The following is a 2,095-nucleotide window of genomic DNA, read 5'->3' as shown; positions in this document are numbered from 1 at the left end:
GCTCCGGCATGCACACCCACCAGAGCCTCTGGCTGGGCGGCGAACCGCTGTTCTACGACGAGACCGGCTACGCCGGCCTGTCCGACACCGCCCGCTGGTACATCGGCGGCCTGCTGCACCACGCCCCGTCGCTGCTGGCCTTCACCAACCCGACGGTCAACTCCTACCGCCGCCTCGTGCCCGGCTTCGAAGCGCCGGTGAACCTGGTCTACTCCCAGCGCAACCGCTCCGCCTGCACCCGCATCCCGGTGACCGGCAGCAACCCGAAGGCCAAACGCGTCGAGTTCCGCGTCCCCGACCCGTCAGCCAACGTCTACCTCGCCTTCTCCGCCATGATGATGGCCGGCCTCGACGGCATCAAGAGCAAGATCGAACCCCCGACCCCGATCGACAAGGACCTGTACGACCTCCCCCCGGAGGAGTGGGGCGACGTCAAGCAGGTCCCGGGCTCGCTGCCGGCGGTGCTCGACTCGCTCGAGGCCGACCACGACTACCTGCTCGACGGTGGCGTCTTCACGCCGGACCTGATCTCCACCTGGGTCGAGTGGAAGCGCGCCAACGAGGTCGACCCGGTGCGCCTGCGCCCGACCCCGCACGAATTCGCCATGTACTACGACTGCTGAACTGCCTACGACTGCTGAGCCGCCTACGACTGCTGAGCCGCCTACGGCTGCTGAGCAGTCGCTCGATCACCGGCCGGGCCGGCTCCGCGATCGCGGAGCCGGCCCGGCCGCCTTATAACGCCCCCCCGATATACCTTCGCTTCCGATATATTGCGGCGGTGGACACACCGCTGCGCGAACCCACCTTCCTGATCCTCACCGCGCTCGCCGCCGCGCCGATGCACGGCTACGGGCTGATCGGCGAGGTCGCCGCCCTCTCCGACAACCGCGTATCCCTCCGCCCCGGGACGCTCTACGGTGCGCTCGACCGGCTGGTCGACGCCGGCCTCGTCGAGGTCGACCGGGAAGAGGTGGTGGACGGCCGGCTACGCCGCTACTACCGGCTCTCCCCCGCCGGCGACGCCACCCTGAGCGCCGAGACCGAGCGGCTACGTCGCAACGTCGAGGCCGCCACCACCCGCCTGGCCGAACGGGCTCGCGCCGCCCGGCCGATCACCCCGAGCGTGGCCGGAGGGCTGGCATGACCGATCTCGAGCGCCGTTACCTGCGCCTGCTGCTCGCCTACCCCGCCGACTACCGGCGCTCCCGTGGCGCCGAGATCGTCGGCACCTACCTGGACCTGGCCGCGCCGGGTCGCCGCTGGCCCTCGCCCGCCGACGCCGCGGACGTCGTGGGCGGCGGGCTCCGTCAGCGGGTGCGCGCCACCGGCGCGGCCGACCTGGTGCCGGGCGTACGCCTCGCGGCCGTCCTGGCCTTTCTCGCCGCCACCTCGCTCTCCGGGGTCTGGGTGGTGCTGGAGCTACGCCCCGCCTCGCCCGACTCCGGAGTGCCAGCCGCCGGGCCGTTCGTCTCGCTCGGCATCGTGGCGTGGACCGCCTGGCTGCTCGCCGCGGTGGTGCATGCCCTGGCACCCGGTCGGTGGACCCGGCGGGCTGTCGCGCTCGCGGTGCTCCTCACGGTCGCGCTCGTCCCCGCCGCCGCACTCACCGGCCTGCCGCGCCCGCCGCTGTTCGTGCTGCTGCCGCAGGTCGCGTTGGGCCTGGTCGCGCTCGGCGCATCCGACGGGCTGCCGGCGCCGCTGCGGGCGGTGCCGCTGGTCGCCGCCGGCGCCGCCGGCCTCGCGGGGAACGATCTGTTGCCCCCGGACGTGTTCGCCGCGAGCTACTACACCTGGACGGTGGTCCCGGTCCTGCCGAGCGCCGCCGTGGTGGTGCTCGCGGTGGTGGTGCTGCTCGGCGCGGGGCTGGCGTTGCGCGGCGACCACCGGGGCAATTGGGCCGTCCTGATCCTGCTCACCCCGGTGGGCCTGCTGGCCCTGCAGCCGCTGGCGGGGGCATTGGACGGCCTTCCGAGCCGGTTCATCCCGGGCTGGACGGCGCTCGCCGCGACGGCTGTCCTGGTCGCACTGGTCGGCCCCGCACTGCTGCCGCTGGCGCTCGCCCTGCGCACCCGACTGGCTCCTCACCCGCCCC

General features: G+C 73.4%; 2 protein-coding genes and 1 pseudogene. All 3 read left to right on the top strand.

Features of this window, described 5'->3' with window-relative positions; translation table 11 throughout:
- A pseudogene (locus tag DKT68_RS00175) lies at positions 1-623 on the top strand (glutamine synthetase); the annotation flags it as partial.
- A 158-nt stretch (positions 624-781) separates the two neighbouring features.
- Positions 782-1,147 (top strand): PadR family transcriptional regulator, encoded by a 366-nt coding sequence (locus tag DKT68_RS00170; protein ID WP_109815422.1) that lies wholly within the window; start codon positions 782-784, stop codon positions 1,145-1,147.
- Positions 1,144-2,095, top strand: a 952-nt coding sequence (locus DKT68_RS00165) for a hypothetical protein (RefSeq protein ID WP_109815421.1), incomplete at its 3' end; no start/stop codon positions are given. The genes DKT68_RS00170 and DKT68_RS00165, both read left to right, overlap by 4 nt.

Source organism: Micromonospora acroterricola (genome assembly GCF_003172955.1).
Taxonomy (GTDB): Bacteria; Actinomycetota; Actinomycetes; order Mycobacteriales; family Micromonosporaceae; genus Micromonospora; species Micromonospora acroterricola.
This window is presented reverse-complemented; position numbering and strand designations above follow the sequence as displayed.